We start from the raw sequence: 26,910 nt of genomic DNA, 5'->3' as shown, positions 1-26,910 counted from the left end.
CAAACAAAACTTCACCCCCCCGCCCAACCCCCAGTTTAACTAACCCACCAGGGGGTGCCGCCCGGGGCTTTCGCCCTGGTCGGCACCCCTTGAACACCGTCGGGACGACAGGATTCGAACCCGTGGACGTTTCAGTGCGCGATACGCCTCGTGTCACGCCGCTCTGGTATTCGGTCGCAGGACGAACAGATTGCGCGTACCTGTGAGGTCGAGCACGAATCGCACCCGCTCACTGACGCCGTGCAGTTCCAGCGTTCCGTCTTCGGTGCCGGCGCGTTCACGCAGTTTGAGGAGGAGGTTGAGGCCGGTGGAGTCCATGTAGGTCACACCGGACAGGTCGAGGGCGAGGGTCCGGCCGGGAAGCACCAGGTCGAGGGTGGCGCGGGTGAGGTCGGGGCAGGTGTCGAGGTCGAGTTCGCCCGCCACGGCCACGACGGTGCGATCGGTGTCGATGGTGGTGTGGAAGTCGAGGGTGGGGTGCATGCTGATCCTCCGTTCCGGGGATCGGAACCTCCCGCCGCCCCGGCCCGGGATCTCGCGGGGCGTCGGGCGCGCGGCCGTGGAGGCCGCCCACAGTCGGGCAAGACCATCCGCACCTCCACCGGCCGCCTCTACCGGCGACCACTCGGTGGCGCGGGGTCTCCAGCCGGACCAGGCTGGTTGCCCCCACCGTGTCACGCCCGCGCCGAGAACACCACAACCGCGGCCCGCCCGGCGCGAAGTCGAGGCCGGTCGATGACGGATTGCCACCGCGTCGATCCCGTCGCGCCCCGACTTCGTGGAGACGAAACTCGACGTCGATGTCGCCCGAACCGGCACGTTCATGTGGCCACGGGGCACGGGGACGTCGATCCCTCCAGTGTGACGCGGACCGGCCTCACCGACTGCGCCGAGCGGGGGACACCATGGTCAGGCGCCGCCGTGTCACCGAGAAGTAATGGTTCGGATGTGATTCTCTGGAATCGTCCCCTGTGTGCACGGGTTCGGCGAATGGCGTGACATGGCGGCGCCGCGATGGCGCCCCCTGTAAAGGGCCGCGTCCTCACCGGACACGTGGCACCGGGCGTCGCCCGCCCATCCTCCTGTTCGTTTCGAGGTGTGGGCGGGCCGTGGGGTGGAAGGGATCGAAGTCGGCCCCGCCCCGGGCCGCACCACCTGTTCCCGCCCGCGGTTCCCCGGCGTCCGACACGTTTCGTTCGGAGGCCCCTCCCACGATGACCGACCACCCCGGACGCCCCGACGCCCTGGCCGCACTGCGCGCCGCCACCGACCGCAACCTGGCACTCCTGGCCGCGCTGGAACCCGGCACCCACGCCCACGCCCGACTGCGCAACGAGGTCGTCGAAGACAACCTCAACCTCGTCACACACGCCTGCGCCCGCTACACCCATCGCGTCGACCTGCGCGAGGACCTGCGCCAGGTCGCGGCCATCGGGCTGATCAAAGCCGTCGACGGCTACCACCCCGAGCGCGGTTCCGGATTCCTGGCCTACGCGATCCCCACCATCGCGGGAGAATTGAAACGCTACTTCCGCGACCACACCTGGGCCGTCCACGCCCGCCGCGGTGAACAGGAACAGTACCTGCGCCTGGTCCGCGCCCGCGACGACCTCTCCGCCGGCCTCGGACGCGAACCCGACCACGCCGAACTCGCCGCACACCTCGACACCGACGAGGCCACGGTCCGCACCGGCCTGGAACTGGGTGCGGCCCTGCGCGCCGACTCCCTCGACGCCCCACCCCCGGCCACCGTCCGCGGCGACGACGGCGCGTCCCGACACGATCGACACGGCGCCCCCGACCCCGCCCTGGACCTGGTCGTGGACCGCGAGTCCCTGCGCCCGTTGATCGCCGAACTCGACGACCGCGACCGCCGCATCCTCAAACTCCGCTTCTGGGACGACCTCACCCAGGCCGAGATCGGCGAACGACTCGGACTGTCCCAGATGCACATCTCCCGCCTGCTCACCCACACCTTCGCCGTCCTGCGCGCAGGCATGCTTGCCGCCACCTGACCGACGGCATCCACAGCCTCCGTGAGGCCGAGGGCGACGAACTCGACCCGAACGAGGGTGCGGATCCCGGCCTACGCCGCATGGCCGCCGGCGACTGATCTCGGCGTTCGCCCAGCGGAGTTGTCGCAGGGCGTCGGGGTGGCTACCGACGGTCGAGACGTGCTCTCGCTATTCGTAACCGTTCCCCCACCCGAGGCCCCGGCCGCGAGAGGCGCCCGATCGACCGGGGTTCCGCACCGCCCACAACCACCTTTCGGAGGCATGATCATGATCGGATCCGGTGTGGCCGGGCCACGTTCCACCGACCGCGCACGCCCCGGATCGCACCGGGTCCGGCGCGCATCCGCCGCTGATTCCGCGCGCGTGTGCGCCCAGGTGTTCGCGCCCATCGTCGCGCAGGGCGTGATCCTGCGCCGGCCGCGACTGCTCGCCCTCGCCGCACGCCGCGACAGCGCGCGGCGCGGCAACGCCCTGCTCGCCCGGCTGCGCGACGAGTACGGACCGGACCCGCTCGCGGTCAGCGCGTTCGGTCGCCGCGTCGTACTGCCGCTCACGGCACAGGACGCCCGCGAAGTACTCGGCCGTTCCCCGGACCCGTTCACGCCCGCGAACCGCGAAAAAGTAGCCGCCCTGGGGCACTTCGAGCCGCGCGCCGTCCTGGTCACCCGCGATGTACGACAGCGTGCGGCACGTCGGCGCTTCAACGAGACGGTGCTGGAGACGCCGCACGCGGCGCACCACCTGTCGGGGGTCTTCCTGGACGTGGTCCACCAGGAGGTCGACGCCCTCCTGGCCGAGCCGGGCGCCCTGTCCGGCTGGGACGGCTTCCACGCCCGCTTCCTGCGGATCGTGCGCCGCATCGTGCTCGGCGACGGCGCGGCCGACGACACCACCCTGACCAAACAGCTCGACGCGCTGCGCGCGGACGCCAATTGGGCCTTCGCACACCGGCGCCGCACCGGCATCCACGACCGGTTCACCACGCGCCTGCGCGCCCACCTGGCCCGCGCCGAACCGGGCAGCCTCGCCGCCCCGGCCGCCTTCGCCGACCACCGCGAGGGCATCGATCCGCTCGGCCAGGTACCCCACTGGCTGTTCGCCTACGACGCGGCGGCGATCGCGGCCTTCAACGCGCTGACCCTGCTCGCCGCGCATCCCGAGCACGCCGAGCGGGCCCGCGACGAACAGGCTTCCCGGGACGTGGAGGACCCGGCCGGTATCGCCGAGGCGAGCCACCTGCGCGCCTGCGTCCTGGAGTCCCTGCGCCTGTGGCCGACCACGCTGGTGATCCTGCGTGACGCCACCCGCCGGGACCCGTCGGCCCCCGAGGGCGCCGCCGTCGCCGTCGTCAGCTCCTTCTTCCACCGCGACGCGCGGACACTGGACTTCGCCGACCGCTTCACCCCGGACGCGTGGCTCGACGGTCGCGCGGACCCCGCCCGAGGCATCGTGCCCTTCAGCGCCGGACCCGCCGCCTGCCCCGGCCGCAACCTGGTGCTGTTCACGGTGACCGCGCTGCTGGACACGGTGCTGCGCCGCACCACGAACCTCGACCTCGCCGTCCCCACCCTCCTCGACCCCGGCCGACCCTTGCCGCACACCTGGAACCACACGGCGGTGCGACTGCGCACGGCGTGAGGACCACCCCCACATCCGCTCGGTCCAACCCTTCGGTGTTTGATCGCGCGTCGACCGGTCAGCGGAGGGGTAGGGACGTCCCCTGCGTTCCCTGTTCCCGACCGGCCGCGGTCGTGGCCTCCCGGCGCACGGCCGCCCCGCCGGGGCCGGCCGCCGCATCGAGCAGTCGCCTCTGGAGATGATCACGATGAAGGCACTCACCTGGCACGGCAGGCGCGACGTACGCGTGGACACCGTTCCGGACCCGACGCTGAAGGATCCGGACGATGTGATCGTCAAGGTCACCTCCTCCGGGATCTGCGGCTCGGATCTGCACCTGTACGAGGTTCTCGGCCCGTTCCTGAGCGAGGGCGACATCCTGGGCCACGAACCGATGGGCGTCGTCGAGGAGGTCGGCGCCGAGGTCACCCACGTACGACCCGGCGATCGAGTGGTGATCCCGTTCAACGTCTCGTGCGGGGCGTGCCACACCTGCGCAGAAGGCCTGCACTCGCAGTGCGAGACCTCGCGGGTGCGCGAACAGGGCATGGGCGGGGCGCTGTTCGGCTACACCAAGCTCTACGGACAGGTCCCCGGCGGCCAGGCCGAGTATCTGCGGGTCCCCTTCGGCAACAAACTGCCGATCAAAGTCGCCCAGGGCCCGCCGGACGACCGCTACGTCTACCTCTCGGACGTGCTGCCGACCGCGTGGCAGGCGGTCGAATACGCCGCCGTGCCCCGCGGCGGCACCGTCGCCGTGCTCGGACTGGGCCCCATCGGCGACATGGCGTGCCGCATCGCGCTACACCGTGGCGCCGAACGGGTGTTCGGCATCGACCTGGTGCCCGAGCGCGTGGCCCGTGCGCGAGAGCGCGGCGTCGAGGCGTTCGACCTCACCGCCCAACACGACATCTCCGACACGATTCGCGACCTCACCGACGGCCGCGGCCCGGACGCGGTGATCGACGCGGTCGGCATGGAGGCGCACGGCGCACCGGTGGGCAAACTCGCCCAGCAGATCACGGGCCTGCTGCCGGACACGATCGCCGAGAAGATGATGCGCAAGGCGGGCGTGGACCGACTCGGTGCCCTGTACACCGCGATCGACATGGTCCGCCGCGGCGGCACCATCTCGCTCGCCGGCGTGTACGGCGGGATGGCCGACCCCCTCCCGCTGCTCACCATGTTCGACAAGCAGATCCAACTGCGCATGGGCCAGGCCAACGTCCACCGTTGGGTGCCCGAGATCCTGCCGCTCCTGGAGGACGACGACCCGCTGGGCACCGAGGACTTCGCCACGCACCGCATCCCGCTCGCCGAAGCGCCACAGGCGTACGAACGATTCCAAAAGAAGCAGGACGGCACGATCAAGGTCCTACTGCGCCCCTGACCCACCGACCGCCCAATCGCGACGCGGTCCGACGGGTCTGCACCGGGACATGGCGCTCGCGGCGCAGCAGGCTGCGGTGCCCGAGGATCAGCGCGCCGTCGTGGCGGAGGCGTACTGGCTCAAGGAGGCCCTGAGGCCGGCCGAGGTGGGCTGTGCCGGCTCGGGCGATCTCTCGTACACGCCGCATCCGGCGGCCGAGTCGGGGGCGGAGACGGCGTGGTTGGTGGAGGTGGCGCGGGCGTTCGTCTCGCCCGCGATGCGTCAGGTCCGGGACGCGTTGCCGGAGAGGGTGACATGAGCACGGCGCAGCGGTCCTCCCGGTTCCGTCGGAAAGTGTTCGAGGACTGGGCGCGCCGGCCGGGTGACGCGATCCGGATACTCTTTGCCCTGGTCAGCGGGGCAGGAGGATCACCATGGACTTGGTTGCCCGGTCCCAGGGGCAGCGGTTGTGGGTGTCCACGATGGCGAAGCGCACGATGACGATCATGCCGAGTACGGTCAGCGCCGCAGGGGCTCCCACGAGCAGGCGAAGTGCGGCTCGGGCGAACCTGCGCGGCAGCGTGAGCCGGGTGCCGTGGTAGTCCACGGTCCGTAGGCCGCACAGCCGTTTCCCGTATGAGGCGCCGGTGAAGACCTCGGGGCCCGTGGCGACGAGCAACCAGCACGCGAACCAGGTGATGAGTGTCGTCGGGTCGTCACCGTTGGCCGAGAAAAGGCCCAGGGTGCCCACCCACAGGACCAATCCGGTCATGGCGAAGAACGCGGCGACCAGGATCGCCACGTCGGTCAGGAGCGCGACGGTTCTTCGGGCGAGTGTCGCGAGTCCGCCCGCTCGGCGTGTCGGCAGCGGCGGCGGCACCGTCACCGGGACCGGACGCCCACTCGGTCGGGGTGGATGGGGACGTGCCGGCGCGAGGGGCGCCGGGTGATCCGACCGGGCCTTGCGAAACGTGACCTGCGGAGGTGCGTCCGGTGTCGCGGGCCGGCCGGTCGTCCCATAGTGGGCGCGGTTGTGGACCCAGTCGAGTCGGACAACGGCGTTGTGCCCGAACTGCTGCGGCTCGGGACTGCCTTGGGTGCGCAGGCGATGACGCACCAGGCGCCAGACGAGGTCCGGGCTCAGCGCCGGACCGGCTCCCTCGACCCCATTGTCGAGGATGTCGATCAGCGCGCCGGTGAACTCGGGGTAGCGCCCTCCGGGTGGTGCGAACGACCGGCCCGTCCCGGGCGCGGAGGTCAGGACGCAACTGCCGTGATCGTCCGCGTCGTCGAGGTCGTCCCGATCGAGCAGGCGGGCCAGATGGGGTCGGGTGAGGGCGGGTGGTGGTGCGCCCATGCCGCCGGCCAGGCCGCTGTAGCAGCAGTCGAGCACGGTGATGCGGCGTCGGGCCCGGCCTCCGACCCGGTTCACGACACGGCGCAGGGACGTGTAGTCGAGGCTGCCGATCTCCGGGTGTTCGTCGTCGGCGTCGGCCAGGGCGAGGTGGAGCTGTTCGCCGCTGCGGTCGCGCAGGCCGTGTCCGGCGAAGTACACGAGCAGGGTGTCGGTGCATTCGCGCGCCGCGTCCCGGACACTGCCCAGGATGGCATCGCGCGAGGCATCGGACCCAAGCACGGTGACGTGGTCGGCGGGCAGTCCCCACACGGTGGGGTCGCGCAGCAGCCGGGCCAGTCGGGTCAGGCCGGTGGCGACCGGCGGGAGCGGATCCAGCCGGGTGTACGCGTGCACGCCGACCAGCACCGCGCGGCTGGCCGTCGGGTCTGGGACGGTCACCGGGGCCACCTACACCGACGGGGTGTCGTCGGCCGCCCCCAGGGCTCCGGCGAGTCGGGCGACGGCGTCCGGCGAATCGCCCTCGATCGTCACTCGGGCGCCGTCGCGCTCCACGATCAGCCGGGTGCTCTCCCGGAGAGCGCGCGGCAGCGACGCGCGATAGCTCAGATGGGCGTAGACGAGCGAGCCCAGTGAGAATCCGGACGACGTGGCGAGCGCGATCCACGACACAAGGTCCGCGGACATCGCACCCCGGTCCGTTGCCGGGCGGATCCTATGGATGTCGGCGTACGCGGAGACGGCGCGATCTTCGATCAACCAGTCGGCGAACTCCCCGGTCAACTCGGCCGCCCTCGCCTGCTCGGCGTCGTCGGCGCACTCCATCCTGATCCGAAACTCCATCGCCCTGCCCCCCAAAGTGCCGTACCTGCCCCCCGGCAGGACCCGCGCATCCGGAGAATCGAGCCCGGGACGACGGGTCGCATCGGCATCGCGCTGCCACGGTAGGACCGAACCGAAGCCCGGCGCAGGGTTTCCACCGAAGACGGACGATCAATGCGGCGACCGCGGTGGTGGCGCCGTAGTCGTGTGAACCCGCTCAGGCCCATATTGATGCTTTCGCGAGACCGCCGCCCGGATTGTCGGTCGCGAAGCCGCCGGACTCAAGGATCTGCGACAGGCTTCAGCCGAGCCGTAGTTCCATGACGCATGCGCGAGTCGCCGGCCAGTGAAAATCGCCGGGCACGGCTCGCTGTCGACGACGCAGCGATATCTACACCTGGAACTCCGGTTGGTGACCAGCGCTTCGGAGGCGCTTCAGGTGCATTTGAACCCAAGCTGGTCCCCAAGCGGGTCCGGGGCCTCTGCCAACCGATAAGTGGTCTAAATCAGCAAGAGGCGCCGACCCAGGCCTTTTCCCTGGTCGACGCCCCTTGAACACCGTCGGGACGACAGGATTTGAACATGCGACCCCTTGGCCCCCAGTTGGGCGAGGGGAGCGTTTTCGCAGGTCAGGCGTGTTTCGACGCCCAATACAGCATTCGTTTTCTACCTTATCGCGCCGGTTCGCGCATGTCGCGTGGTCCACAACTGGTCCACAGGATTGCCGGGTTCACTGTGCTTTGGTGAATCGGTGTGAGCGCTCACTTCTGGAGAGCGATGGTCGTCGCCAGCGCACGCGTTCGTACATCGTGCGGCCTTGGTGTCGGCCGGCGGCGATCTGTGGCTGTGGAGGCGCCGCATCCGCGCTCGGAGCCCGCTCAACCCACGGGCGTCAGACAACGGCCGCGTCCCACGGTCTCCTTCGGCGACAAGCTTCAGTTGGATGTGGGTGCGGAAGGCGGTGTAACTGCTGGGGACATGTATCCGATCCCGGCGTTCGTGATCCACTCGGCGGCATCGCCGTCCAGCTTCCACGGAGCCGCCAGCAGGGTGGCACGCAGAACGTGGCGGTCCTGCATGGAGACGGGTTCGACGCCGAGCTTCGTGCGCCATTGACCGTCGGGACCCCAGTGGGAGTGGGTCGGCTCGTCCAGGGCGGAGGCGAAGTGTTCGACAAGGGCGGGCCATGCGGGGTGTGCCCACCACCGAGCACATGAAAGAGCGCCGTGGGAGGCGGTGCGGAGCAGGCCGAACCGTACACCCTTGTCCTCCATCAGGCCGACGAATCCGCCGAGGGTGCGGTCCGCGTGGTCCTGGTACTCCGCGAGGTCTTCTCCGGTTCGTGCCAACTCGCCGAGGGTGATGCCGGTGGGCAGCTTACGCCGGGGATTCGTGAGCCATCGGAAGAGACGAGCGGCGAGGACTCCCGCATCTTCCGCATCGACTTGGGCGAGTGCGGAGGCTTCCGCCGAGGTGATCCCGTATTCGGTGGTCCACCCGATGAGGCGTCGGCGTATGCCGTCGGTGGTGTGGCTGTTGATCCGCATCATGTCGCCGTCCGAGAGTCGGCCGTCGGCGTGCCAGTTCTCGACGCAACTGTTGCGCCAGGCGCCGTTGGTGATGCCCAGTGCCAAGAGGTCCAGCAGCGTGGCCAGGTCGTCGGGCTCCACGTTGGCCCGGGTGCGGATCGCTTCCTCGAAGAGTTCCTCGGTCATCGCCTCCCGGGCCTCTTGGATCATGCGCTGCACTTCGGGGGACTCGTAGTCCGCATTGATCATCTCGGGTGGCCTCTCGCGCATGAACGTGGGTTGTTTGGTCGGGGGTAGATGTGAAAGCACGGCAGACGACGGCGTGCTACACGATTGCCTACGGAGCGGTCGACGGGTCATCGGGTTCGCTTTGCTTCTGGTCGAGCATGTCTTGAAAAGAGGCTAAATCTCTTTCGTCCAGCGCTCGTTCCCCGGGTGCCAGATCGGGGTCGACGGGCTTCACGCGCGTGTTCTCGACTGCGGATCTGAGGGCTGTGTGCGCGTCCGGGGCCTCTCGTCGCGAGCACTACAATACGTTCGGCGAACTGGAGGCGGCCTGCCGGGCGTTCTGCGACGAGGCCAACACCCGCCCGCACCGTGTGACCCGCTGCCCTGCGGACATGCTCGCCGAGGAGCGAATGCGGCTGCACCCGTTGTCGCGCGAACCGTTCTCGGTCGCGTTCGGCGAGACCCGCCGCCTCTGCCGGGGCTCCACGATCTCCGTTGAAGGAGTACCGACGCCGAGGTCAAACCCCTGCCTGCCGGCATTGTGAGTTCCCCGCTGCGCCGACCCAGTGCGGGTTGACCGTTCGCCGAGTTACGAATACGGCGAAGGACTGTGGTCAAGGTGCTGGAGTATGGGCGAGCCACTCCCGGAGTTCGCGGTGGCGGAACTGGTAGGCGGTTCCGGCGACGCGAAGGAGTCCGGCTTCGGTGGCCCAGTTCAGGAACCGTCCCAGGCGCCATGGCAATCGGTGCGGCCCTCGGCGAACGCACATCAGGAATACGATGCCCCGCGATGCCGCGATTCCGCCCTTCACGGCTTACCTGGCAACGGGGCCGGATTCATGGATGGGGTACCCCATCAAGGAGCCCGCATACTCTCCCGCGCCGCCCGTCAACAACTTCACGACGTTGCAAGTCTTCCAAGGCGGGTGCGTGGGGATCAACCATGCGGCGAACAACGCCATCATCGAGCTTCCCTGGACAAGCTATGTATGCCGCTCCGATTACGTCGCAGTCACGCCTGTGACATGGAACAACAGATCATTGAAGGCACCATTCGAATACCCCGAGCCGATGTCCCTGGAGGCCTTCCTATCTCCTGAGACGGTAACTGCCTTTAGGCGCCCCAAGGGCCGGCAAGGGAATTTCATGAGGGTACGCGGTCGGAAAGTAGACTTCGTGCCCTCATGTCATACGGTGTTCTATGGCTGCCACAGTTGGATCAACCAGTACTCAAAGGGATCCGAGTATGGTTCCTCAAGCATCTCAGGCTCTCCCTGCGGCGCATCTTCACGACCCCTGCATGAAATTCGTACGTGGTGACCCATGCGATCCGATACCATAGCCTTCCCGTGAGGAAAAGAAATATGGCCATTGACTTCCTCCTTCCAGATATTCGCGTCCCGGGGAGGCTCTTTCGACCAATTCTCCACGGTCACAGAATTCCAGAAGTCGCTGCCTCCAGATCGCAGTTCCATCGTATATTCGCCAATGTCGGCGATGGTTGGCCTCTCGAATCCGTCGCGTGGTTCCGGATTATGGTCGGAGTCCATTACGACCACCAATCCATAATCCACGCGGGCGCGACAGGTCAACGATGAGAGAATTCCAGCGCTTTTCGTCGCGGAAGCCACCCCATATTTTGCCTGAACCGTGTACGATTCCCAAATATGCCCATGATAGAGCAGTCCGGTTGGCGTGCGGAGTCGATCGAGGGCATAGCCTGAAAATTATGCCTTCGTACCCTTTCCGCGGCCTGAGCATGCCTTCGTCGCGGACGGTACTGCGTTCTCTCACCGTCTACGACCGCAAGTTTGGACGCTGGGCCCCGACTCGCGCGCTGTGGCGGCTGGGTCATCGGTGACGGATTACGCAGGTGCCCGGATGTGCCCGCTGCCGGGCTTTCCCGTCTCCGCCTCTTCAGCGGCGGGAAGGCCCCGGGTAATGGCGGTCGGGGTCTCTGGCGCCGCTGAGCCCGAGAGTTCGATGCGATGGCAGTTGCCGACCACGTCGCTGAGGAACGCGACGGGGGGAATAAGGGCTCTCCGCGGGTCGCCAGGCGTTCGGGCGACACAGCGCCGGCCGCGTGTCTGCCGGCCCTGTTCGTCGCCGAGGTGATCGCGCTGCGAAGTCACGAACAACGCGGCGCCATAGTGGTGTCAGGCCGATACACCGGCCCAGCCCTGCACCCAGGGCCGATAAATACACATGCCCGGTCGTGCTCCGATCTCCTCCGGAGCCGCATCCATCCACCCGTGACAATCGGCCAACCGACCGTCGCGAGCTCCCCGACCCGTCCCGACTCCACAGGTGCGTACGGGCCCAAAACGCCTCATTCACTGTGACCCACCCGACGTTTGGTTACCTTGCACCCAACGTCCTCACCGCCTGCGTCGGCCCGATTGCATGGCGTGTACACATTGCCTTGAATTCGCCTCCGATGGTGTCGGCCTCCTTTCTAGGGTCGTGTCCGACGTGCGTTTTTCGCACGCAGATTCGATTCTCCGCGGGAAGGACCACCGAGACCATGCATCCCCCCGGTTCGCCGTCGGCGCCGACGCGTAGACGGTTCAAGCATGCTGCGGCAGTCGCCGCGTTACTTCTGACCGCCCAGGCCGGCGTATCCCTGACGGGTCAAGCCGTCGCGGCACCGCCCCACGACGACCGGCCGGCGGAAAGGGCGGCCTCCCAGCCGTCCGCGAGCGAAATCCTCCAAGGCGACATGGAGTGGGCCGCCCGCCACGCCGTGGGATCGAAGGCGTGGGCCGTGCTGGAGGCGAAGAGAACCGGCAAGAAGGTCACCGCCTTCGGCGAGACGACGGCCGACTCCCTCACCGTGGCCAACCCCGACGGAAGCCTCACCACCGAGTTGACCGCCGGGCCCGAACGGGTTTGGAGGGACGGCGAGTGGCGCACATTTGACGCCACTCTCGTCACGACCGCCGATGGCTCGGTGCAGGCGAAGGAGCATCCGCACGGGCTGAAACTGGCCGGTACCGAAGAGGCCACGCCGGGGCGGCTCAACGCCGGGAAGGAGGCCACCGCACGAGACCTGGTCACGCTCGGGACCCGAGACCGCAGCGTGACACTGCAATGGAAGGGCGCTCTGCCGAACCCGCAACTGGACGGCGACACCGCACGTTACCCCGAGGCCGTCCCCGGCGCCGATGTGGTCGTGAAGGCGACACGGACCGGCTTCGAGCAGTTCATCGAGATTCATCAGCGGCCGACCGGCGCCTACGCGTACACGCTCCCGCTCAAGGCGGAAGGGATGCAGGCCAAGGCCGAGCAGGACGGGTCGGTGACCTTCACCGACGCCACAACCGGCGAGAAGCGCGCCACGATGCCCGCTCCCGTCATGTGGGACGCCTCCGTCGACGCGCTCTCCGGCAAACACACCCGTCAGACCCGCGTCGACATGAAGGTCGTCGACAGGGGGACCGGCCTCGTCGATCTCGTCGTCACTCCGGACGCGAACTTCCTCAACGACCCCAACACCCGATACCCGGTTACCGTCGACCCCTCCACGTCGGCCCTGTCCGCCACCTTCGACACCTACGTCCAACACGGCGAAACGGTCGACTGGTCCAACGAGTCGAACTCGACATGGGCAACCCCGGCACCACCAACGCCGACGGGACGCCCCGCATCGCCCGGTCGTTCATCACGTTCAACACCACCGCGATCCAGGACGCGCTGATCCTCGACACCGACCTGGCGCTGTGGAACTTCCACTCCGGCAATACCGACTGCAGCCCCCAGGAGTGGACCGTCTGGGACACCACCGCCCCCTCCACCTCCTCACGCTGGACCTCGCAACCCACCTGGAACCAGCAGTACCACTCCTCGACACAGACCAAGGGCAACCCCGGCTGCGCCGCCACCCAGCCCGACGGGTGGATCGACGCCGACGTCGACACCCTCGTCCAGACCTGGGCCGCGGCAAAGACCACCCGCGGCCACATGGGCCTGCGCGCGGCGACCGACGACATCCACGCCTGGAAACGCGTCAACTCCGGCAACGCCACCTCGAACCAACCGAAGCTGTCCGTGACCTACAACTACCGGCCCTCGGACGGCACCGACCGGCAGGCCGGCCCGCCGTTCAAGTCCTACGCCGACGTGTGGGCGATCAACACCGCCACCCCCACCCTGCGGGACGTCTTCTCCGACCGCGACGGCGACCAGGTCAACGCCACCTTCCAGGTCTACGACGCGGCCACCGACACACCCATCACCACCCCGACGGGCAACGGACTGATCGTCTCCGCCTACGGGCCACCGGGCCAACCGGTCGCCGTCACCGTCCCGGCCGGACAACTCCAGGACGGCAAGACCTACAAGTTCCGCACCAACGCCTACGACGGCACCCACTACAACCTCAACTGGTCCCCCTGGACCCACTTCGTCGTCGACACCACCGCCCCCGGTGAGCCGCAGTCGATCACCTCCCAGACGTATCCGGAGAACTGGGGCGGCCCCAGCGGCGTCGCGGGCACCTTCGACGTCACCACCGGCGCCCCGGACGCCAACGAAGTCCAGTACCGCCTCGATCCGTACGCGGACGACCCGGCCGACCAAGGCTGGACCTCGGTGCGCACCACCAGCGGCACGGCAAAGGCGGCCCCGGCCCCGGACGCCTCGTACACGGTGACGCCCGCCGCGGACGGCAACCACGCCGTGCAGACCCGCACGGTCGACCGGGCAGGCAACGCGGGCCCGATCAGGGACTACGGATTCACCTCCGGAAACCGGGACTACAACCGCGCGCAGAAGATCGACATCGCCCTCCCGCAACCCGACGTGAACGCACCCGACTTCGACCAGGTCGACACCCCACAGCCGGCCGGAATCCCCGGCTTCAAGCCGGTGCCACTGCCTGCTTCGCGCACGTTCGAATCCGGTAGCGGGGACGTGACGATCACTCCGTTGGAGCAGCGGTCCCTGGAGGGAACCCGTAAGGCCGCGATGGAACGCGAAACCGCCCGCGCCCCCGACTACCCGGAACCGATCATCTCGAAAAGCTGGTGCCAACCGGACCGGTACGGCGAGGCGCAGAAGTCGCTGATGACCCGCACCGAGGCATGCCTGTTCTTCAACCTGGGCTACACAGCGGAGGCCAAGTTCACCGACGGCACCCTGCCGGTGAGGTACACCGCGTCGTTCGAGATCGCCTACCAGGTCAAGGTCGACCCTCAGGGCAACAGCATCAAGACGTGGATTCAGCTGAACCCGATCTCGAACACCTTCCCCGCCGAGAAGCGCGCTGTGCTGTTCGGAGACGGCAATCCCATCGCCATGATCGACTCCATGTGTTCCAGCTACGGCTGTGCCGAGGGTGGTGGTGACGGCAGTCGGGAGAAATTCGACTTCTTCAACGACCTGTCATGGGACGGCGGTATGGTCGGCAACCTGCCCAGGGACGCCCACATGGCCACCGGTACCGCTTCTCACAAGTGGAACGGCGCCGTGAACAACGCCACCGGCGCTCGCGACGTGGACCTGTCGGTGACGATGCCGATGCACGTCATCTTCAACCCGGAGACCGAAGTCACACCGCCCAAGGGCGCGGACGGCAAACCCGGCGTGTGGGTGGACGGCGGCCCCGGCTCCTCCCCGGCGCTCAGCGTCCGCTGCGACAAAGTCGCGGCGAACGGCGCCCAAAGCGGGTGCGTGATGCCCCAGTACTACCCGCAGTACAAGTTCAACACCGCGAAATTCCCCGCCGCCTCCGCCCACGTATGGCTGATCCAGAACAAATCGAAAGCCGTGGAGAGTGGCAAGTCACTCGACGAACCACTGCGCTACCTGCCGCCGAAGGCACGCAACGCGACCGGCCACGAGACGGGGGACAACCGCGAGAAAGTGATGTGCCCGAAGTACAACGGCCCACGCCAGGACGGCTGGGTGTCGCAGAAGGCGTTCGTGAAGCACGGGTGGACCGCCCTGCATCCGGAACTGTCCGGCCCTGTCGAATCGATCTCCTGCGACGAGTTCCCGTTCGCGTCCACCTACCAGTCGCCCGGCGTGCCCGTGGCGATCGGTGGAGTGAACACGGCGGGTGTGAACGGCGGCGCGGAGTGCATCCAGACCGTGGCGGCCAGAGTCGACGACGGCAGCGACCATTTGCTCGACGACACCCGCTACGACGCACCGACGTTCAACGAGAAATGCGGTCGGTCGTCGATGTCCCTGACGGTCAACTCCGGTTCCATGACTGCAGAGAGGTTCTATCTGGGCTTCCTGAAGAAGTTCCGGATGCTCGATCAGGACCACTACACCGTGGATCCGGGTAATACCTGGTTCAGGGCGTGCGACCCGAGCCGGACGGAACTCGCCTGCACGATGGCAAAGCCCTGACGACAGCTCACGACCGGGCCCTACGCCCCGTGTTCACGGGGCGTAGGGCCCCATGGTCAGTGAATCGGTGTCCAGTGCGCGAAGGCATCCAGCATTCCCGGGCGCTCGGGGTTTTCCCAGATCAGGCAACCCCATACGAGTCCGGGAACATCGTCGCGCATCAGGTTGGCGGGGCCGTCCGTCAGGGTGCGCAGAGTGGCTTCGAGGTAGGCGGAGATCGACGGGTAGACCGCCTCCGTCACCGGCTCCTCCACGATCGACCAGTCCCCGACGCCGACGTCGCCGGCGTAGCGACCCTGCTCGGGCCCGGCTTCGTCCCGGGTGAGCCACGGGAGCACTCGGGCTCCGCCCCACATGTCGCCCGGCGCGCCCCACCCGAGCATGGCGAGCCTCAACTCCACCGCCTGCGCCAGGGAGAACATCACTCCGTGGGGCAGGAAGGCCCCGGAACTGACCTCCCCCTGCTCGTCATTCTCGATGTACTGCTGCTGCGTGCCACCGCACAGTCGCCAAAGTGCGCCCAGTTCCACGGGCAGGCCGAACCCGAGGTCCTGCTTCAGCCGGGAGTCCGCGGCGATGATCTCCTCGTCCGTCGCGGGCGGCAGGATCGAGGCATACGAGAGGGGAGCATGCTCGGCAAGCCACGCGGTAAGGGCCCGCCAAGCCGCTGTGACCCGCTCGGCTTCGTCATTTGATCGAACCGACATTCGGCAACACTACAAGGAGTCACATCGGCTTCAGCACAGCCGAGGCTGGAGCCGCCGGGAAAGGAGCCGGAGCGGGCCCCGCTCTGCTGCGTGCCCAGGCCAGGCCTCACCGCTGCACGAGCATCGAACCTCCGGAGCGGCGCAGGGAGTGGAAGTCGAGTCCTTCGGCGAGGCCGAGCTCCTTGCGGCAGCGTGTGAACGAGGTGCTGACCGTGCAGGCGGTGAACCTGTCGCGGCGTTCGGACGGCCAGAGTGCGGGGTTGCCGTCCTGGGCCAGGGCAGGGCGGATCTCATCGGTCCATTGTGTGAGGACGTCGACGGCCCAATCGAACGGCGGGACCGTGAGGACCGCGCGGCGCTTGTGCGGTGAGCCCCGCTTCGCTTTGCCGAAGCGGACGTGGAGGATGCCGTAGGTGCCGAACTCGGGTGCCTTGAGGTTGGCGCCGGGCCGCGCTCGACGGCCTGGTTGCTTGTTCCAAGGCGCCGCCTTATATAAGGCGGCGCCTTAGTAAGACACCCGGCCGAAGCGCGGCGGCTCACCCGTGCCGAACGCACCGCCGCGCTGGCGCGCCGCCGCGCCCACTTCGCCCGCCGCTTCCGCCGCTGAACGCCGGCCCTGACGCGGGCCGAACCCCGAGCACCGAGCACCGAGCACCTCCAACGGGACGGATCGGGCCCCGACGCGAGCCGGACCGGTCGACGCCCGCCGCGCGCCCGCCCCGTACGCGCGGCGCACCCGCTCGATCTCCCCGCCGGACCGGCCGGACCAACCCCCGGATCAAGTCGACTGCCGCTGCGGTGTCCCCGCAAGGCGCTCCCCATCGACCTTCCCCGATCGCGACACGAGGACTGCCATGCGCGCTGCCGGAAACCCTGCCCGTGCGAGAACCGCCGCCGCGGCACTGATCGCCGCCTCGCTACTCGCGCTCACCGGATGCGGAGGCGGTGACAAGGACGGCGGAACCACGGCGTCGGGCACCGCCGGCACCGGGACCCCGCGGGCGGGCGGCACGCTGACCATGCTGGCCACGGGCGAGTCGAACTCCCTGGACCCGTTCGGCGCCAACTACGGCGGCGCGCCCGCCGACAACGCTCGGATGGCCGCGCTCTACGACACCCTGGTCTACCTGGACCCGGAGGCCAACACCGTCAAGACGCAACTCGCGGAGTCACTCGCCACGGCGGACGGCGGCGCGACATGGACGTTGAAGCTCCGCCCCGGCGTGACGTTCTCCGACCATACGGTCTTCGACGCCGAAGCGGTGCGCCTCAACTGGGAGATGCACGCCAGGCCCGAGCTGCGTTCGCAGCACCGCGCCGCCGCCATCGGCCTGACCTTGACGGTGGCCGACGCCCTCACCTTGCGGATCTCGCTGCCCGCACCGAACCCGAGCTTCGACCGGACAGTCGCCGCCGACCTGACGTTCATCGCAGCCCCGTCCGTGATCGCCAAGGGTCCCGACGTCTACCGCACCCGGCCGGTGGGCGCCGGACCGTTCACCCTCACGCGCTGGACCCGCGGCTCGGAACAGACCTACGAGAAGAACCCGGGCTACTGGCAGAAGGACAAGAGGCTGCCCTACCTCGACCGCGTCAGCATCAAGGTCGTCTCCGACATCGAGCAGCAGTACAAAACCCTCCGCGCCCGCGGCGCCGACATCGTCATCGGCGCCGAAGCGCTCCTCGACCGCGCGGGCAACGGACTGAACAGCCGCCCGGTACGCGCAAACGGCGGCCAAGCCGTGCAGTTCAACGTCATCAAGGCACCGTTCGACGACGTCCGGGCCCGCCGCGCCCTCGCCCTCGCCGTCGACCCCGCCGACATGGCCAGGACCCTCGGCGTCGGCGCCGTCCCAGCACGCGGCTACTTCAACACCGGCTCCCCGTTCTTCGACGCCGCAGCCGCCCAACCCGCCTTCGACAAGGTCGAGGCACAGCGGCTCTTCGACGAACTCGCCGCCCAGGGACGCAAAACCGAGTTCACCTTCGTCGTCCCCAAATCATCGGTGTCGGACAGGGTTGCCGAGTACCTGCAAAGCCGCCTCAACCAGTACCGCCACGTCTCCCTGAAAATCGAATCCCTCGACATCGCCGCGTACGTCACCCGGGTGGTCGTGCAGAAGGACTACCAGGCCACCCTCACCCAGGACTGGGTCATCGACCCCGAGCCTCGCACCTGGAACACGTTCTCCTCCACCAGCCCGCAAAACCCGGCCGGCTGGAAGAATCCCGACGCCGACCGCGCCCTCCGGGCCGGCCGTGCCGCAACCGACCCGGCAAGCCGCAAGGCCGCCTACAACGACCTCCAACAGGTCTTGGCCGCCGACCTGCCACTGTGGGTATACGGCGAATCCACCCAAGGCCCCGTCTTCACCGACCGCGTCACCGGCGTCGCCCTGTTCAACTCCGGTTCGGTGCTCATGGACCGCATCGGACTGACCGGCTGACCCCCATGCAAGCGCACAGACGCCGGCACCTCGCCGCCCGCGACGCGCCCCGCGTCCCGGACGCGCCGGCCCCTCCTCGGCCCCTGGAGACGAATCCGTGCCCGAGAAAGTGCTGCTTGAGTACGACGGCCCGATCGCCACGATCACCAACAACAACCCGGACAAGCACAACGCGTTCGACGTCCGGCCGGGACGTGGGCGCCATCGGCGGGGGCCAAGTCACCATGACCCACCACGAACTGACGACGCGCGGGCACCGCGGCGTCCAGCAGATGTTCGACCTGGACACGCCGATCCTGGTGGCATGCAAAGGCTGGTCGATCGGGGCGTCGTTCCAGCGTGCGCTGCCGGCCGCCTGTTCCAGATATGCGGTCACGGAGTGGCCTCGGACCTCGTGCTGACCGGGCGTGCGATGGACGTGAACGAGGCGTACGCGCACGGCGTCGTCTCCCGCGTGGTGCCGGCCGACCGGCTCGACGCGACGGTGCGCGAGATGGCGGAGAAGATCGCCGCGGCACCCTTCGCGACCGTCAAAACCGCGCGCCGGGTGATCCGGCACCTCGCGGAGCCGGAGATCCGCAGCTCGATGGCCGAGGAGCTGATCGCCCAAACGTACCTGAGCCGTTCGGATGACCTGGCGGAGTTTCGCGCCGCCCGCGCCGAAAGCCGTCCGCCGCACTACACCGGGAGCTGACCGCCCGCCATGACGCACAACGCAGCGACCACTCCGCCCACGGAGCCCAACGGCCCGCCCGCGCACGGGCGCTATCCCGGCCTGCCCGAGCCCGCCCCCCTCGGCACCAGCGCCCTCCCCGCGCACGCCTACCAGGGCGTCGTCGTGTTCATCACCGGTGGCGGCACCGGCCTGGGCAAGGCCATCGCGTCCGAGTACGCCCGCCTGGGCGCGGACATCGTCGTCGCCTCACGCAGTGACGACCACCTCAAGGCCGCCCGCGAGGGCCTGGCAGGACTCGGCGGCCGGGTTGCCACCGTGACCTGCGACATCCGCGACCCGGAACGGATCGCCGAGGCGTTCGACGCCGCCGAGCAGCACTTCGGGCTACCGCACATCCTGATCAACAACGCCGCCGCGAACTTCCCCATCCCCGCCGAGGACATGTCCCCCAACGCGTGGCGCACGGTCGTCGACATCACCCTCAACGGCACCTACTTCTGTGCCCGCGAGTTCGCCCGCCGCCACCTCGCGGCCGGCAGCCCCGGATCCATCGTCAACATCGGCGCCTCCTACGCCTGGACCGGCGGCCCGGGCTTCGCCCACAGCGCCGCCGCCAAAGCGGGCGTCAAGAACATGGTCGAAACGCTCGCCGTCGAATGGGGTCCCTACGGCATCCAGATCAACGGCCTTGTCCCCGGGCTGTTCCCTCACGAGGACATGACCGCCGACATTCGCAGCAACGTCGACCACGCGCGCGCCAAAGACCCCCTCCAACCCGCGCTTCGCACCGGGCGCCTACGCGAACTGGGCTGGGCCGCAACGTTCCTCACCTCCCCCTACGCCCGCTTCATCTCCGGCCACACCCTCGTCGTCGACGGCGCCAACTGGCAACGCCGAGCCCTCCTCAACCACCCGGTGGTCGCCGTCCGCGACCAGATGGGACGCGGCCCGTTCGAGCCGTGATCAGCCATGAGAGGAAGCGGCGCAGTGGCCCATGCGAAGTGACGGCCCGCAGCACCGACACCGACGGCAACATCGGGTGTGCGGCGTCGCCGAGCAGGGTGACGCGTCCGAAGCTCCAGTGCGGCAGCGGGTCGCGGTCGAGCATCGGGTATTCGAGGATCGTCGAGGAGCGTTCGATCAGTGTTGCCGGGTCGATCCACGGCAGGCTCCGGTCGGCCAGACCGGCGCGCGCCTCCGCCGTGGTGACGCGACGGTGCGAGCGGTCCAGGGCCCGAACGCCATCCCTGGTCTGCTCGAAGCCTCGGAACGCCAGGCCGGTGCGGACGCAGTCCGGTCCGAGCCGCTCGCGTACCGCCGTCAGCAACATCAGGTGCAGGCGGCCGCGGTGCACCGAGTACTGCGGCCACCGGTAGCCCGCCGTCAGTCCGAGCGGCTCCGTCCACACCGGCTCACCCGCCCGATCGTGGTAGGCCAACCGATGCGGGGGCACCGAGACGGCGGCCAACTCGTCGGCCAGGCCGAGCTCGGCGAGTTCCCGAACGGCGTGCGGCAGCAGGTTGATTCCCACACCCACCGCCTCGATGGTTCGCGCCGCCTCGCTCACCCGCGGCCGAAACCCGGCCGCGTGCAGACTCAGCGCGCAGGTCAACCCGGCGATCCCACCACCGACGATGGAGACCCTCATCCGCCCGCTCCTCGCCTTTCGCCGCCGCTGTCATGGCAGTTCATCCGCAGGAACCCGGCTGGTACGCCGACTGCGCTCGTTCACGGCAGGACCGCTCATGTCGGCGAACGCGGAGGCGCTGAACAGCCATTGCTCTGCCGCGATCAGCCGGACCCGCTGTCCTCGACGGATCGCCGGCGAAGACCGCGCCCACCTTGTCCGGCCGGACGTACAGGGTGGTTCCGGTGGTGCCGTCGGGGTTGGTGAACGGGGCATGCGGCGCCCGCCGCATCGGCCGTGGCAGGCCGGTACGGCGGGCGGCCGGGGGACGCGCGTGCGTCGAATCAGGATTCGGCGGCCTGCTTGATCAGGTCGGCGACGGCCGTGGGTTGCGAGACGTAGATCGCGTGGCTGCCCGTCACCTCGACCGTCGTGGCCCCGATCCGCTCGGCCATGGCGTGTTGTGCCGGCGGCGGAATCATCCGGTCCTCGGACGCGATCAGGTACCAGGACGGCTTCGTGCGCCACGCCGGGGTGGTCACCGCGCCGGCGAGCGCCTCCACGCCCCAGGGGACCTGCGAGTCGGCCAGGAACCGCGCCTGGGCGAGCGACAGGTCGCCGGCGAAGGACTCGGGGAACTTCTCCCGGTCCAGGAGCAGGAAGCCGTCGACCGGCGGCAGGATCGGCGGTACCGGCGCGCCGGGCGGCGGGTCGGCGATCAGGGTGTTCACCGACTCGCTCTTGTCCGGGGCGAAGGCGGCGATGTACACCAGCGCCGTCACCTTGTCGTGGTTGCCCGCCTCGGTGATCACCGCGCCGCCGTACGAATGACCGACGAGCGTGACCGGTCCCGGCTGCGCGTCGATCACCCGCCGGGTGACGAGCACGTCGTCGTCCAGCGACAACGTGGGGTTCTGCACGACGGCCACGTTGTACCCGTCCTCGGTCAGGGCCTCGTACACCCCCTGCCAGCCGGCGCCGTCCACGAAGCCGCCGTGGACGAGGACGACGTTCCCCCGCGATGCGTTGTCGCTCATCGTTTCCTCCCGAGTCCTGCGGGGCTGATGACGCGGATGACCCAGCCCGTGGCACCGAACGTAGGAGCGCGAACCGCGCGGCCTCTTGCGTCATTTGACGCAAATCGAGGGCTACCTCGGTAGCACGGTGCCGTCGAGCGCATCGCGCAGCCCGGCCCGAGAGGTCACGCCCAGCTTGGGGAAGGCCCGGTAGAGGTGGGAGGAGACCGTACGCGGGGACAGGAACAGCCGCTCACCGATCTGCTTGTTGGTCAGGCCGGTCGCGGCCAGGCTCGCGATCCGGTACTCCTGAGCGGTGAGCGCGCCGTCCTGCGGACCCGCGAGGTGATCACCGACGCAGGCCCGCAGTTCGTGTTCCGCGCGTCGTGCCCAGGGCGTCGCGCCGAGCCGTTCGAAGGTTTCCACAGCCGCGGCCAAGTGCGGCCGAGCTGCGGCGAGTGCGCCGCCGTGCCGCAGCCGTTCGCCGTAGTACAACCGGATGCGGGCGTGCTCGAAGGGCCACCGCTCGGCAGCCTCGTCGGCCAGGGCCTCGCCGAACCACCGCAGGGCCTTGGCGTCGTTCCGGCACGCCATGGCGGCGGAGGCGCGCAGGACGATGCGCAGGCGCGGCGAGACCGCGTCGAGTCCCGCCTTTCGGGCCGCCGCGACGTGATCGCGCGCCCTGTCGTGCCGGCCGGTGCGCACCGCCGCCTCGACGGTGTCCAGGATCGCCCACAGCGCGTGCCCGACGAACGGGGCGAGGGTCCCGGCGGGCGAGATCCGGCACGCGTGGTGGTGGGCCGTCTCGAAGTCGCCCCGGGAGAGCGCGAGTATCGTCTTGGCGTGCGCGGCATAGCAGGTGATGGCGTGCGCGCGCCGGGAGCCGCCCCACTGGTCCATCCGGTCGGCGAGGGCGCGGGCGGTGGTGTAGTCACCACAGGCCGCGGACACACACGCGAGGACGAACTCTCCGGTCCACGACCGCAGCGGGTAGTGGAACTCCTGGCACAGCGCCAGCCCGTTGCCGACCACGTCGCGCAGTTCGGCCCACCGGCCGGTGAGCCAGGCGTGGCTGCCCCACAGGAACGAGGCCTGGATGGCCGGGAAGTTGTTCTCGCCGCCGCGTCCACCCCGCGCGGTGCGCAACAGCGACTCCTCCATGGCGCCGAGGCGGTCGGCGTAGGCCCCGGCTGTGCCGATCCGTACGATCCGGACCGGATCGGAGGTTTCGACCAGGGCCGCGACGGCGGCGTCGAGCCGGGCCCAGTCGCCCGGGCACGCCCGGGCCGGGTCGGCGAAGGTGGCCCGCAGCAGCCGCAGTGTGTCCGGGACCGAGGTGCACTTGGCCAGCGCCGCGTCGTAGGCCGCCCACAGCCGTGACCCGGCGCCGTAGACGCAGACGATGAGCAGGGTCGACAGCGCTTCGAGCATGGTGGGATCGGCCAGGTCGTAGGGCTCGGGCTGGAGCGCGATGGCGCCGGACAGCAGGCGGTGCGCGGTGTCGACATCGCCGTGGCTGTTGAGCAGATACATCGCGGCGGCCACCGTGGCCGCCAATGAGTCGGCGTCCGGGTCGGCCTGACGCGCATGGTCCAGCAGACGGGGCACGTCGCGCAGGTCGCCGGTGATGTTCGCACCGACGTACGCGGCCTTGGCCAGCCGCCGAGCCTGCTCGGCCGTTGCCGGACTCAGGTCGGCGGCGCGGACCAGCGCGGCCACCGAGCCCGGCCCGTCGCCACGGCGGGCGCTGATGTCCGCGGTCTCCTCCAGCAGCGCGGCGATCTGCTCGTCGGGCTCCTCCGCCGCCTGCGCCAGGTGCCAGACACGCTGCTCGGGAACCCCGGCCCACGCCTCGGCGAGCGCGCGATGCACACTGCGCCGCTGGTCGCTGGTGGACAGGTCCACCACGGTCGAGCGAATGAGCGAGTGCCGGAATCCGAGGCGTCCGGTCATGTCGTCGACGTGGACGAGGTGGGCCCGCTCCGCGGGCGCGAGATGCTTGAGATCGCAGCGCCCCGCCACCGCCCGGCGCATCACCAGGAGATTGCCGCTGCCCTCCAACGCCGCCACGAGCAGCAGATGTCGGGTGGCCGCCGGCAACACGGTGATCCGGGAGGCGAAGGTCGACCGAAGTCGCCGGCTGAGCGGGATGCGGCTCGGCAGGGCCCGACCGGCGCTGCGCTGGGAGTCGGTGAGGGCGGCCGGGAGTTCGAGCAACGCGAGCGGGTTGCCCTCGGCGTCGGCCATCAGGCGTCGGCGCACCCTCGGGGCGAGCGAGGGGAAGCGGCGGGAGAGCAGTTCCTCGGACGCGGCCTCGGTGAGCGGGCCCAACTCGTGGAGCGGCAGGCCGCCGTGGTCGAAGAAGCCCTCGTCGCCGATCCGGACCGCGCAGACCATGCCCGCCCGGACCCCCACCAGGCGGCGGGCCACCTGTGTGAGCACCACGGCACTGGCCGGGTCCAGCCACTGCGCGTCGTCCAGCACGAGCACGGTGGGCCGGTCGTGGGAAAGATCCGCGAGCAGCGACACCACGGCTTCGCAGACCGCCTCCGGCCCGGGAGCGGCGGCCCGTTCCAGGTCCAGCGCCGCGGCGAGCACGGGTATACCGGCGATCCCGGCCCGCACGTCGGGAGCGGAGGTCAGTAACCGACGCAGCGCGCCGTATCCGATCCGCGCCCGGTACTGCACGCCGACCGTGTGCGGTACACGCATCCCGGCCGCCTCGGCCCGCCGGGCGAACGCCGTGAGCAGTGTCGTCTTCCCGACGCCCGGCTCTCCGAGCAGCACCAACGACCCACCGCCGTAACCGACATCGGTCAGGAAGGCGTCGAGCCGCGCCAAGTCGGCCTCGCGGCCGATCAACGCGCCCTCACCCGCGTTGGACGCCCGGCCGTCGGCCGAGGCGCCGAACCGGGTGTGGTCGCCGGTGTGGTCGCCCATGACGACACCTCCTGGAGTCCGTTGCGTTCGACGCCGAACACGCGTGCGGCCCCGCCGGCACACGTCGCGGCCGATCGCGGGCACGGTGTTCCCTGCGAGTGTCGCCCGGAGCGTGGCCGACATCGACAGGATGCCTGCGGCGGGCACGAGTTCGACGTTCACCCTGTGATTTCGACGACAAAATGATCGGCTTTTCGTGCACCGGAGTGTCGTTCGCGATGGGCGGCGAGCCCGCCCGCCTCGGCGCGACACGACATCGCCGGCAACAACCGGAACGACGTCGCCTGGGTCGTCCAGTGGGGCGACCAATGGGGGAACCGCGCCACCCCGAAAGTGGACCAGACATCGGACACCGCACGGAGCGCGCGCCGATCGACGATATGACATGGCGTATTGAATCGGCACCGGAGCGTCATCTAGAGTTTTCGGTATGGCGGATCAGATCACCGGCGGACCGGAACTCCTCGAATACGTCAGGGAGTTCTCTCTCAGGGAAGACGATATTCTCCGCGACCTGCGACGGACGACCGCGGAGTTACCCGCCGGGAAATCGATGCAGGTCATGCCCGAGGAGGGACAGTTCCTCGCGATGCTGGTCGCGGCGACGGGTGCCGCGGAGGTGCTGGAGATCGGTACTTTCACCGGGTACAGCACCCTGTGCATGGCGCGCGCGCTGCCCTCGCACGGGCGATTGGTCACCTGCGACATCAGCGCGCGCTGGCCCGAGATCGGCGCTGAATACTGGCGGCGGGCGGGTGTTTTCGAACGCATCGAGGTTCGTATCGGCGCGGCGACCGAAACTCTCGAAGAAATGATCGCCGAGGGCCGGTCCGGCGCATTCGGTCTCGTGTTCATCGACGCCGACAAGGCGAATTATCCGCGATACTACGAACTCGCCCTGCACCTGGTGCGGCCGGGTGGATTGTTGGTGCTGGACAATACGCTCTTCTTCGGTCGGGTCGTCGATCCCCTCGCTGTGGATCCGGACACCGCCGGTGTCCGGGAGGTCAACGCCACGATCCGAGACGACCGACGGGTCGACATCTGCATGCTCCCGATGGCCGACGGCATCACCCTGGTCCGCCGGAGGTGACCGCCCTTTCGCCGAGGTCCGGCGCGATCAGCCGAAGCATCTCGGGAGCATGCCGCGACCCGGCCACGAGGTGCAACACCTGAACGCCTTCGGCGAAATCCCGCTCGACCACCCCGTCCCCACACCGGCATGGCGACTCGTCGAAACCGGCGAACCGGTAGGCGACCTCCATCACGCGATTGCGGTCCGTGGCGCGGAAGTCCGCCAGCAGGTGCACACCGGCCCGGGCCGCCTGGTCGACCAGCCAGTTCAGGATGATCGTGCCGGCGCCGAACGCCACCACACGACACGAGGTGGCGAGCAGCCTGAGACGCCATACCCGCGGATGCTTCCGCAGCAGCACCACGCCCACCGCACCGTGTGGCCCGAAGCGGTCGGTGAGCGTGGTGACCAGAACCTCGTGGTGGGCATCGTCGAGGAGGGCGCGCAGCGTCGCGTCCGGGTAGTGCACCCCCGTCGCGTTCATCTGGCTGGTGCGCAGCGTCAACTCCTCGACCCGGGACAGCTCCTCCTCCGTGGCCCGCCCGATGCGCATCACCATCTCCAGCGAGCGCAGGAAGTCGTCGTGCGAGCCGGTGAATCGTGCGCGTTCGTCCGTGCGCCGAACCCCGGCCCGGTACATCGTCCGGCGCCGGCGCGCGTCGACGGTCACCGTCCTCGGGCTGAACTCGGGCCGATCGAGCAGCGTCGCGGCATCCTCTGCCCGGTAGCAACGTACGTCCGGAAGGTGGTGGGCGACCTCGGCCCGCTCGGCCGGTTGGTCGTCGATGAAGGCGATGGCGGAGGGCGCGAACCCCAGCCGCTCGGCGATCCGCCGAACACCCTCCGACTTGCGCCCCCAGCCGATCTCCGGCACGACGAACCAGTCGGCCATCCCCAGCGCCCGCAGCCGGGCCCAGGTCGGGTCGTGATCGTTGCGGCTGCACACGGACTGCAGGATGCCGCGCCCGTCCAGGCCGGCGATCACCTCGCGGATGGCCGGGAACGGGACGACGTGCTCGTCCTCCAGCAACGTGCCGTGCCAGAGCGTGTTGTCGAGGTCCCAGACGAGGCACTTGACCAGCGTGGGCGGCATGTCCGGTTCCAATGAGCCGGGTTCGTCGACGGCCATGA

19 protein-coding genes and 1 pseudogene are annotated in these 26,910 nt (G+C 69.2%); 10 read left to right on the top strand and 10 right to left on the bottom strand.

Annotated elements, in window-relative coordinates:
• Positions 1-153 precede the first annotated feature (153 nt).
• Positions 154-483, bottom strand: a complete 330-nt coding sequence (locus ACFRCG_RS07680; RefSeq protein WP_380029848.1) for an STAS domain-containing protein — start codon at positions 481-483, stop codon at positions 154-156.
• A 731-nt stretch (positions 484-1,214) separates the two neighbouring features.
• On the opposite strand from ACFRCG_RS07680, the gene ACFRCG_RS07675 reads away from it, so the two are divergent.
• The 4 genes from ACFRCG_RS07675 (at position 1,215) to ACFRCG_RS07660 (ending at position 5,320) form a co-directional block, all read left to right on the top strand.
• Positions 1,215-2,015: a sigma-70 family RNA polymerase sigma factor gene (locus ACFRCG_RS07675; protein ID WP_380029846.1), complete on the top strand. Its 801-nt coding sequence runs from the start codon at positions 1,215-1,217 to the stop codon at positions 2,013-2,015.
• 375 nt (positions 2,016-2,390) lie between these two features.
• Complete coding sequence (locus tag ACFRCG_RS07670) at positions 2,391-3,653, top strand: cytochrome P450 (RefSeq protein WP_380029844.1); 1,263 nt, start codon at positions 2,391-2,393, stop codon at positions 3,651-3,653.
• Positions 3,654-3,840: 187 nt separating this feature from the next.
• Positions 3,841-5,022, top strand: coding sequence for a zinc-dependent alcohol dehydrogenase (locus ACFRCG_RS07665; RefSeq protein WP_380029925.1), 1,182 nt, complete (start codon positions 3,841-3,843; stop codon positions 5,020-5,022).
• Between the two features lie 49 nt (positions 5,023-5,071).
• Positions 5,072-5,320, top strand: a complete 249-nt coding sequence (locus ACFRCG_RS07660; RefSeq protein WP_380029842.1) for a DUF6545 domain-containing protein — start codon at positions 5,072-5,074, stop codon at positions 5,318-5,320.
• Positions 5,321-5,413: 93 nt separating this feature from the next.
• On the opposite strand, the gene ACFRCG_RS07655 is transcribed toward ACFRCG_RS07660, so the two are convergent.
• The 3 genes from ACFRCG_RS07655 to ACFRCG_RS07645 form a co-directional block, all read right to left on the bottom strand.
• Positions 5,414-6,796, bottom strand: coding sequence for an RDD family protein (locus ACFRCG_RS07655; RefSeq protein WP_380029840.1), 1,383 nt, complete (start codon positions 6,794-6,796; stop codon positions 5,414-5,416).
• A gap of 9 nt (positions 6,797-6,805) precedes the next feature.
• Complete coding sequence (locus tag ACFRCG_RS07650) at positions 6,806-7,198, bottom strand: hypothetical protein (protein ID WP_380029838.1); 393 nt, start codon at positions 7,196-7,198, stop codon at positions 6,806-6,808.
• 914 nt (positions 7,199-8,112) lie between these two features.
• A complete protein-coding gene (locus tag ACFRCG_RS07645) occupies positions 8,113-8,976 on the bottom strand; it encodes a hypothetical protein (protein WP_380029836.1) in 864 nt (287 codons plus the stop codon).
• Positions 8,977-11,458: 2,482 nt separating this feature from the next.
• On the opposite strand from ACFRCG_RS07645, the gene ACFRCG_RS07640 reads away from it, so the two are divergent.
• Together ACFRCG_RS07640 and ACFRCG_RS07635 are read left to right on the top strand one after the other, a co-directional pair.
• Positions 11,459-12,631, top strand: coding sequence for a hypothetical protein (locus ACFRCG_RS07640; RefSeq protein ID WP_380029834.1), 1,173 nt, complete (start codon positions 11,459-11,461; stop codon positions 12,629-12,631).
• A complete protein-coding gene (locus ACFRCG_RS07635) occupies positions 12,538-15,291 on the top strand; it encodes a DNRLRE domain-containing protein (RefSeq protein ID WP_380029831.1) in 2,754 nt (917 codons plus the stop codon). Before ACFRCG_RS07640 ends, ACFRCG_RS07635 begins: the two co-directional genes overlap by 94 nt.
• Positions 15,292-15,347: 56 nt before the next feature.
• Here ACFRCG_RS07635 and ACFRCG_RS07630 read toward each other — a convergent pair whose 3' ends face one another.
• Together ACFRCG_RS07630 and ACFRCG_RS07625 are read right to left on the bottom strand one after the other, a co-directional pair.
• Entirely contained in the window at positions 15,348-15,998 is a 651-nt protein-coding gene (locus ACFRCG_RS07630) for a hypothetical protein (protein ID WP_380029829.1), read from the bottom strand.
• Between the two features lie 106 nt (positions 15,999-16,104).
• Positions 16,105-16,404: a tyrosine-type recombinase/integrase gene (locus ACFRCG_RS07625; protein ID WP_380029923.1), complete on the bottom strand. Its 300-nt coding sequence runs from the start codon at positions 16,402-16,404 to the stop codon at positions 16,105-16,107.
• A gap of 448 nt (positions 16,405-16,852) precedes the next feature.
• Here ACFRCG_RS07625 and ACFRCG_RS07620 point away from each other — a divergent pair, with 448 nt between their 5' ends.
• From ACFRCG_RS07620 to ACFRCG_RS07610, 3 genes are all read left to right on the top strand, one after another.
• Positions 16,853-18,445: an ABC transporter substrate-binding protein gene (locus ACFRCG_RS07620; protein ID WP_380029827.1), complete on the top strand. Its 1,593-nt coding sequence runs from the start codon at positions 16,853-16,855 to the stop codon at positions 18,443-18,445.
• 97 nt (positions 18,446-18,542) lie between these two features.
• A complete protein-coding gene (locus ACFRCG_RS07615) occupies positions 18,543-19,139 on the top strand; it encodes an enoyl-CoA hydratase/isomerase family protein (protein ID WP_380029825.1) in 597 nt (198 codons plus the stop codon).
• Positions 19,140-19,148: 9 nt separating this feature from the next.
• Complete coding sequence (locus tag ACFRCG_RS07610) at positions 19,149-20,084, top strand: SDR family oxidoreductase (RefSeq protein ID WP_380029822.1); 936 nt, start codon at positions 19,149-19,151, stop codon at positions 20,082-20,084.
• A gap of 64 nt (positions 20,085-20,148) precedes the next feature.
• Here ACFRCG_RS07610 and ACFRCG_RS07605 read toward each other — a convergent pair.
• From ACFRCG_RS07605 to ACFRCG_RS07595, 3 genes and pseudogenes are all read right to left on the bottom strand, one after another.
• Positions 20,149-20,769: pseudogene (locus ACFRCG_RS07605) on the bottom strand (FAD-dependent monooxygenase); the annotation flags it as partial.
• A 323-nt stretch (positions 20,770-21,092) separates the two neighbouring features.
• The gene (locus tag ACFRCG_RS07600; RefSeq protein WP_380029820.1) at positions 21,093-21,785 is read right to left on the bottom strand and encodes an alpha/beta fold hydrolase; all 693 of its coding nucleotides are present in this window, start codon (positions 21,783-21,785) and stop codon (positions 21,093-21,095) included.
• Positions 21,786-21,896: 111 nt separating this feature from the next.
• Positions 21,897-24,704 carry an ATP-binding protein gene (locus ACFRCG_RS07595; RefSeq protein ID WP_380029818.1) on the bottom strand — a complete coding sequence of 936 codons (2,808 nt, stop codon included), beginning with the start codon at positions 24,702-24,704 and terminating at the stop codon, positions 21,897-21,899.
• Between the two features lie 430 nt (positions 24,705-25,134).
• Between ACFRCG_RS07595 and ACFRCG_RS07590 the strand changes: the two genes are divergently transcribed.
• Positions 25,135-25,797, top strand: a complete 663-nt coding sequence (locus tag ACFRCG_RS07590; protein WP_380029816.1) for an O-methyltransferase — start codon at positions 25,135-25,137, stop codon at positions 25,795-25,797.
• Here ACFRCG_RS07590 and ACFRCG_RS07585 read toward each other — a convergent pair.
• On the bottom strand, positions 25,775-26,908 hold the full coding sequence (locus ACFRCG_RS07585) for an HAD-IIIC family phosphatase (protein WP_380029813.1): 1,134 nt from the start codon (positions 26,906-26,908) through the stop codon (positions 25,775-25,777). The two genes, ACFRCG_RS07590 and ACFRCG_RS07585, sit on opposite strands and share 23 nt — an antisense overlap.
• Positions 26,909-26,910 lie beyond the last annotated feature (2 nt).

Source organism: Embleya sp. NPDC056575 (assembly GCF_042793325.1).
In the GTDB taxonomy this organism is placed as follows: Bacteria; Actinomycetota; Actinomycetes; order Streptomycetales; family Streptomycetaceae; genus Embleya.
Note: the sequence above shows the minus strand (reverse complement) of the source record. Positions and strands in the feature narration are given on the sequence as shown.

Coding starts and splice junctions, on each gene's coding strand:
- ACFRCG_RS07680 (WP_380029848.1), bottom strand. CDS start 483: ATGCACCCCACCCTCGACTTCCACACCACCATCGACACCGATCGCACC.
- ACFRCG_RS07675 (WP_380029846.1), top strand. CDS start 1,215: ATGACCGACCACCCCGGACGCCCCGACGCCCTGGCCGCACTGCGCGCC.
- ACFRCG_RS07665 (WP_380029925.1), top strand. CDS start 3,841: ATGAAGGCACTCACCTGGCACGGCAGGCGCGACGTACGCGTGGACACC.
- ACFRCG_RS07660 (WP_380029842.1), top strand. CDS start 5,072: ATGGCGCTCGCGGCGCAGCAGGCTGCGGTGCCCGAGGATCAGCGCGCC.
- ACFRCG_RS07650 (WP_380029838.1), bottom strand. CDS start 7,198: ATGGAGTTTCGGATCAGGATGGAGTGCGCCGACGACGCCGAGCAGGCG.
- ACFRCG_RS07645 (WP_380029836.1), bottom strand. CDS start 8,976: ATGCGCGAGAGGCCACCCGAGATGATCAATGCGGACTACGAGTCCCCC.
- ACFRCG_RS07640 (WP_380029834.1), top strand. CDS start 11,459: ATGCATCCCCCCGGTTCGCCGTCGGCGCCGACGCGTAGACGGTTCAAG.
- ACFRCG_RS07635 (WP_380029831.1), top strand. CDS start 12,538: ATGGGCAACCCCGGCACCACCAACGCCGACGGGACGCCCCGCATCGCC.
- ACFRCG_RS07630 (WP_380029829.1), bottom strand. CDS start 15,998: ATGTCGGTTCGATCAAATGACGAAGCCGAGCGGGTCACAGCGGCTTGG.
- ACFRCG_RS07620 (WP_380029827.1), top strand. CDS start 16,853: ATGCGCGCTGCCGGAAACCCTGCCCGTGCGAGAACCGCCGCCGCGGCA.
- ACFRCG_RS07610 (WP_380029822.1), top strand. CDS start 19,149: ATGACGCACAACGCAGCGACCACTCCGCCCACGGAGCCCAACGGCCCG.
- ACFRCG_RS07600 (WP_380029820.1), bottom strand. CDS start 21,785: ATGAGCGACAACGCATCGCGGGGGAACGTCGTCCTCGTCCACGGCGGC.
- ACFRCG_RS07595 (WP_380029818.1), bottom strand. CDS start 24,704: ATGGGCGACCACACCGGCGACCACACCCGGTTCGGCGCCTCGGCCGAC.
- ACFRCG_RS07590 (WP_380029816.1), top strand. CDS start 25,135: ATGGCGGATCAGATCACCGGCGGACCGGAACTCCTCGAATACGTCAGG.
- ACFRCG_RS07585 (WP_380029813.1), bottom strand. CDS start 26,908: ATGGCCGTCGACGAACCCGGCTCATTGGAACCGGACATGCCGCCCACG.